The sequence below is a fragment of the Synechococcus sp. R6-7 genome, from assembly GCF_047461695.1.
Classification (GTDB): domain Bacteria; phylum Cyanobacteriota; class Cyanobacteriia; order Thermostichales; family Thermostichaceae; genus Thermostichus.
Genome location: NZ_JANSHS010000247.1, coordinates 1 through 5369, shown reverse-complemented (window position 1 = coordinate 5369; position 5369 = coordinate 1). Strand labels below are relative to the sequence as shown.

Here is a 5369-nt window from a genome sequence, read left to right as displayed (position 1 = left end):
CAATAGCGTTGCGGAGCAATAATGCAGGGGCCCAAAAGGTTTTTCTCAGTAGCCCGGCTGTCTCAGCCTAATCTGAAAATACTACATTAGTTTATATTGTTGGATTCTTAGTGTTAGAAGTTATTGAAAGTGAGTCTGTTTCCTCGGCGAGGCCAGTTCCCGACTGCCTGTGAAGTTGCATTTGTTGCGCTTATCTCTGCCGCTGAGTTTGCCCCTCTCTGCCCCGCAACTGGAGCAATCCCTCTGTCAGCAAGTTGACCGGGAGCTGGGCCAGCCGGCTCGGCTTCTGCGCTGGAGCTTGACGGCGGTGGAAGGGAATCAAGCCTGGGTTGAGGTGGTCGCCACCACTGATGAGGGCTACTCGGATTTAGACTAGGACAACTCACTCTTAGTCAGCTTCTTGACAGACGTCTGCAAGAGTTTTCCCAATACCCCAGTGGTCTCAGACCAATCGAGAACCAACAGTTTCATTGCTACGTTAAAGAGATGGTTCATATTGATTGATGGAAATGGCTATCGGTACCCTTGCCCATTTTTGTCGTTTGGCCAATGTCTGTCTCTGCATCTGAACCAACTCCGGCTCCACTGCTGGCCGAGCAGCACCCCCCTGTCGCCCTCACCATCGCTGGATCCGACAGTGGTGGGGGAGCAGGGATCCAAGCGGATTTGCGCACCTTTGCTTTCCATCGGGTACACGGTACCTCTGCCCTGACCTGCGTGACTGCCCAAAATACCCTTGGGGTGAGCCGGGTCGATGCGCTGCCCCCCGAAGCCGTGGCCGCCCAAATCGAGGCCGTGGTGCAGGACATTGGGGTGCAAGGGATCAAGACGGGCATGTTGCTGAATGCCGAGATCGTGCTGGAGGTAGCCCGTCAGGTGGAGCGCTGGGCGTTGCGGCCTCTGGTGGTGGATCCGGTGATGGTGTCCCGCACGGGAGCAAAGTTGCTGGCAGATGAAGCCATTCAGGCCATCCGCGAGCGGCTAATCCCCTTGGCCCAGGTGCTGACCCCCAACCGCTATGAGGCGCAAATTTTAACGGGGCTGCAGCTGCAGTCCCTGGCGGATATGCAAACGGCGGCTCAGCAGATTCGCACCCTGGGCTGTGGAGCGGTGTTGGTCAAAGGTGGGGGTATGCCGGGGGAACTGCAGGGGGTGGATGTGTGGTTCGATGGCGAGCGACTGGAAGTGCTGAAAACAGAGCGGATCCCCACCCGCCACACCCACGGCACCGGCTGTACCCTCTCGGCGGCCATTGCGGCACAGATGGCCTGGGGTAAGGATCCCTTTGCGGCCACAGTGGCGGCCAAAGCCTATGTAACAGAAGCGCTGCGACATCCTTTGGCCATCGGGTCAGGGCAGGGGCCAGTGGGGCACTTCTACCCGCTTCTGTCCGGGATTGGCAAACCTGTGCCATAAGAGAGAGGTCACTCTCTCTGGCTGCTATGGCTAGCCCGTCGAATCTTTCTCAGAAGGGATCCCTGCCCAAATGGCGGTTTTGGCTACCCCTACTGCTGCAGCTGGGTATCGTTCTGCTGATACCGGCTCGGCAAGCGCTGACCCTCGCTGTCGGAACCACGATCTACCTGCAAACGGCCCCCGTGGATCCCTATGACCTTTTGCGGGGCCGGTACGTGGCCTTGGGCTACGTCGTCGCTCGACGCTCCACCCTAGAGCAACTGCCGGGTTGGTCACCTGAATTGGAGACGCCAGGGATCCTTTATCTGCGCTTAGCTCCCCCCGCAGGGGATCCCACTCAACCTTGGCGAGCAATCGGTGTCAGCCGGGAGATGCCCAAAGATTTGCAGCCTGAAGAGAAAGTGCTGCGAGGCTGGTTTGACGGGCAGCAGCTCAAGTTGGGAATCGAAGAATTTTTTATTCCCGAAGCAGCTGGAGATGCCTTGGAAGAAGATATTCGGCGTTACCCTGAAGCCACGCGGGCAGAAGTGAAAGTGGATCCCTGGGGCAAGGCAGCATTGGTCGGCCTCTGGGTAGGGGAGCATCGGTACTAAGTGCTCATTCTGCCCGGCTTTAACGCTTTAACACAATTAATCACCATATTCTGACATCCGAACCCGAAGGAGAGCCGGAAAACCGAGTAGGACACGGATCCCTACCACTTGCCCTCAAAGCCCTAAAGGTGGCGAGAACCGGGCCTGCGCTATTGAGGTTATTGAGGATCTCGCCAAGCGCTGCGAAGCCTTGCCCAACACCTGAATTAGAGTCATCCCAATTTCAGTCAGACTTCTTTAGGGTTTCATTTCCAAATTTCTTCTATCCAATAGATTTTGCAACCACACCTGAATATCCCGCAGGCTCTCCGGGGAAACTTCATGGCCCATCTCGTACTCGCGATAGGTAAAGTTCAGTGGCAGCGGGGCAAAATAATCCCGGATCTGACGGCCAAAAGCAATCGGCAAAACAGCATCGGCAGTGCCATGAACCACCAGGATGGCCAGGTGTTTCATCCGCTCCGGCTCCACCGCCTCGGCCAGGATCTCTGGAGATAAACGCCCACTCATCGCCACCACCCCTGCCAGCTTCTCCGGCTGGGTCAGAGCCAAGTACAGGCTCATGATCGCCCCCTGGCTGAACCCCAGCAAATACACCTGGCTGGGATCCAAGGCAATACCCGGGATCCCACTGGGCAGCGTCTGTTCTAGAAAGCGGCTCAGGAGCTTGAGGCTATTGCGCGCTTGCTGGGGATCCCCCACCAGCCCTTCCGGTGTCCAGGCCATTTCAAACCAGGCAAACCCGCCTCCACTCCAAGGAATAGGGGCTCTCAAGCTGATCACCGCCAACCGAGGATCCAGATAGGGGGCCAACTGGAACAAATCCCCCTCGTGGCTGCCGATCCCGTGCAGCATCACCAACACAGGTGCGGATCCCAAGCCGACCTGTCGAGGCGGCTGAAAGCGGTAGGTGAGGGGCAAAGAAGAAGGCACGCAGCGGATCCTCAAAGGCGGAGACAAGGTATGGCCGGCCTACGCCCAATCCTGGGGCTGGCGGAGCACCTGATGGAGCTTAGCTTCCCACGTGTCCGGCTGGGGCTCGTAGCCATATTCCCAGCGCACCAATGGCGGCAAAGACATCAAGATCGACTCGGTGCGGCCCTGGGTCTGGAGTCCAAAGATCGTGCCGCGGTCATAGACCAAGTTGAACTCCACGTAGCGCCCGCGACGATAGAGCTGGAATTGCCGTTCTCTCTCCCCCCATTCCATCCCCTGCCGCCGCTCCACAATCGGCACATAGGCCGGCAAGAAGGCGTCGCCACAGGTTTGCACCAACTGGAAAAGATGTTCCCAACTGCGGGATCCCACCCGCACCTGTAACGATGGTGGCTCAGAAGCCAGTTGTTCGGGATCCCCTTCCGCCTGGCCTTCAGGCCGATAGAGCAGCCCAGGGCGTTCATCCTGATAGTCGAAGAAAATGCCGCCAACGCCGCGCGCCTCGCCGCGATGAGGTAGGAAAAAGTAGCGATCGCACCAGATCTTGAAAACTGGGTAGTAGACGGGATCCAAGCGGTCACAGGCTGCCTTGAGGGTGCGGTGAAAATGGGCCGCATCCTCCTCAAACAGGTAATAGGGGGTGAGATCCATCCCGCCCCCAAACCACCAAACCGGCCCCGCCTCGAAATAGCGATAGTTCAGGTGTACCGTCGGCACATAGGGGTTGCGAGGATGCAACACCATAGAGGTGCCTGTGGCGTAGAAAGGATGCCCTGCCGCTTCTGGACGCTGTTTCAGAATCGAAGGGGGCAGATGGGATCCGAACACCTCGGAAAAATTGACTCCCCCCTGCTCAAACACGTCTCCCTGCTGAATGACCCGCGAGCGCCCGCCCCCTCCTCCAGGGCGTTCCCAACGGTCTTCCCGAAACTTGGCTTTTCCGTCTAGGGCCTCCAGACGGGCACAGATGTCATCTTGTAGGCGCTGCATGAATTGGCTCACCTGTTGACGGGCATCCACTGGCAGCGCTGTAGGGCTTGAGGCCAGCATCATAGTCTTCCAATCTCTCGAAACTCGACAAAAACCTCTCCAGCCCCCATCAAACCTCTCAGACTGGGAGAGCCGAACTGCCAAACTGAAGAGTTCTAACCTGGCCGGGCAAGAAACTCCCTGGAAATCCAGGCCGCTCTTGGATCTTACGTGGGAACCGCCTCATAGGGACGAAGTCGCGCCCATTTGTTCCGTTCCTCGCGAAAGCTCTGGCAGCCCACCACATCCCATTCCATCTCGGTGCCCCCATTGCGGATATTGACATTGATCTGGGGGCCCTGCGGCTCAAAATCCGGCGTCAGTGTGAGATGAGGTTGCTGATGCTGCGCTTCCACGGCATGGTAGGTGGTACAGCGATCCACGTAGTAGCAGTGAATACAAATACACATGGCTGCTGCCTGCAAGAAACGGTTCCCAATCTTGAGGGTAGCATCCTGCCTCCTTCCAGACGGCGGATTCCCTCTTTCTCAGCCGATTCTTGAGATATTTCTTAGCAAAGAGAGGCATCTCCTCGTCTCTCGTCTAAAATCTCGACATATTTCTCAGGATGGGGCTTGATCTGTCCTTAGGATCGAACCATCCAGGCTATCCAGAGGAACTGCCATGAACACCCACACCCGCTACCGCTTCACCTGCACCCTCTCCTTTGGAGATATCTACGGCCAGATCATCGTTTGGCTGATTGTCATCTTTGCCAGCTTGGCCGCTGCCCTCTCCCTGATGAATAGCCCCCTCTACGCTTTTCTCACCATTGCTCTGATTTTGGTGATCTCCCTGCCTTTCCTGCTCTTCGCCTTCGTGACCACCCTGCTCAATCACATCGAGTTTGCCGTTGTCCCTCCTGAGGAAGAGGAAAATCGCGCTGCTGCTGCCGCTAAGTCGCCCGTGGCCGTCAGTTAGAAACAACTGGCAGTCGGTTGGCGCTTGTCGGATGGATCCCTTGCCCCAAAGACACCTGTGCTGAGTTAAAAAAACCTTGGCTCTCTTGGTCTAGCGCTTGGGTTGGCCCCTGCAAGGCGAGCAAGCGGGTAGCCTTTTATTGGCATTTTATTGGCAATTGTTTTACCAAAGAATTGGGTCTAAAGCCCTGCCGTTCACGGCAGCTTTTGTGCTGTACTCTAGACCAGTAGTAGAGTAGTCAACCACTTAAAAAACCCGGTAGTCCGGCGACTACGCAAGCAACCTGAATAGGTTTTGCCCTTTCTCTTCAACGGTACTTAGGGCAGAAGGGAACTGCCCCGCTTGGGGAGATGGGCACCGCTGTCGTAAAGGGGCAACCCGATACGGCAAGTGCTGTCTTGGAACCAAGAGCCAGAATCCTCTGCCTTTGGGCAGGGGAGTATGGTGACATCCTCCCGGCGCTCGTCCTGTGGA

7 protein-coding genes are annotated in these 5369 nt (G+C 57.0%); 4 read left to right on the top strand and 3 right to left on the bottom strand.

Annotated features, from left to right (window positions below):
- The first annotated feature begins 169 nt into the window (after nucleotides 1–169).
- From NW815_RS07870 to NW815_RS07860, 3 genes are all read left to right on the top strand, one after another.
- Nucleotides 170–376: a hypothetical protein gene (locus tag NW815_RS07870; protein WP_414415877.1), complete on the top strand. Its 207-nt coding sequence runs from the start codon at nucleotides 170–172 to the stop codon at nucleotides 374–376.
- A gap of 173 nt (nucleotides 377–549) precedes the next feature.
- Nucleotides 550–1416: a bifunctional hydroxymethylpyrimidine kinase/phosphomethylpyrimidine kinase gene (gene thiD, locus NW815_RS07865; protein WP_414390701.1), complete on the top strand. Its 867-nt coding sequence runs from the start codon at nucleotides 550–552 to the stop codon at nucleotides 1414–1416.
- Nucleotides 1417–1442: 26 nt separating this feature from the next.
- Nucleotides 1443–2009 (top strand): GDYXXLXY domain-containing protein, encoded by a 567-nt coding sequence (locus tag NW815_RS07860; protein WP_414390698.1) that lies wholly within the window; start codon nucleotides 1443–1445, stop codon nucleotides 2007–2009.
- Between the two features lie 237 nt (nucleotides 2010–2246).
- Here NW815_RS07860 and NW815_RS07855 read toward each other — a convergent pair whose 3' ends face one another.
- From NW815_RS07855 to NW815_RS07845, 3 genes are all read right to left on the bottom strand, one after another.
- Nucleotides 2247–2942 (bottom strand): alpha/beta hydrolase, encoded by a 696-nt coding sequence (locus NW815_RS07855; RefSeq protein ID WP_414415876.1) that lies wholly within the window; start codon nucleotides 2940–2942, stop codon nucleotides 2247–2249.
- Between the two features lie 39 nt (nucleotides 2943–2981).
- Complete coding sequence (hemF, locus tag NW815_RS07850) at nucleotides 2982–3995, bottom strand: oxygen-dependent coproporphyrinogen oxidase (protein WP_414331805.1); 1014 nt, start codon at nucleotides 3993–3995, stop codon at nucleotides 2982–2984.
- Between the two features lie 146 nt (nucleotides 3996–4141).
- On the bottom strand, nucleotides 4142–4384 hold the full coding sequence (locus tag NW815_RS07845; RefSeq protein WP_011434378.1) for a Ycf34 family protein: 243 nt from the start codon (nucleotides 4382–4384) through the stop codon (nucleotides 4142–4144).
- 214 nt (nucleotides 4385–4598) lie between these two features.
- Between NW815_RS07845 and NW815_RS07840 the strand changes: the two genes are divergently transcribed.
- Nucleotides 4599–4895, top strand: coding sequence for a hypothetical protein (locus tag NW815_RS07840; RefSeq protein ID WP_011434379.1), 297 nt, complete (start codon nucleotides 4599–4601; stop codon nucleotides 4893–4895).
- The last annotated feature ends 474 nt before the right edge of the window (nucleotides 4896–5369 follow it).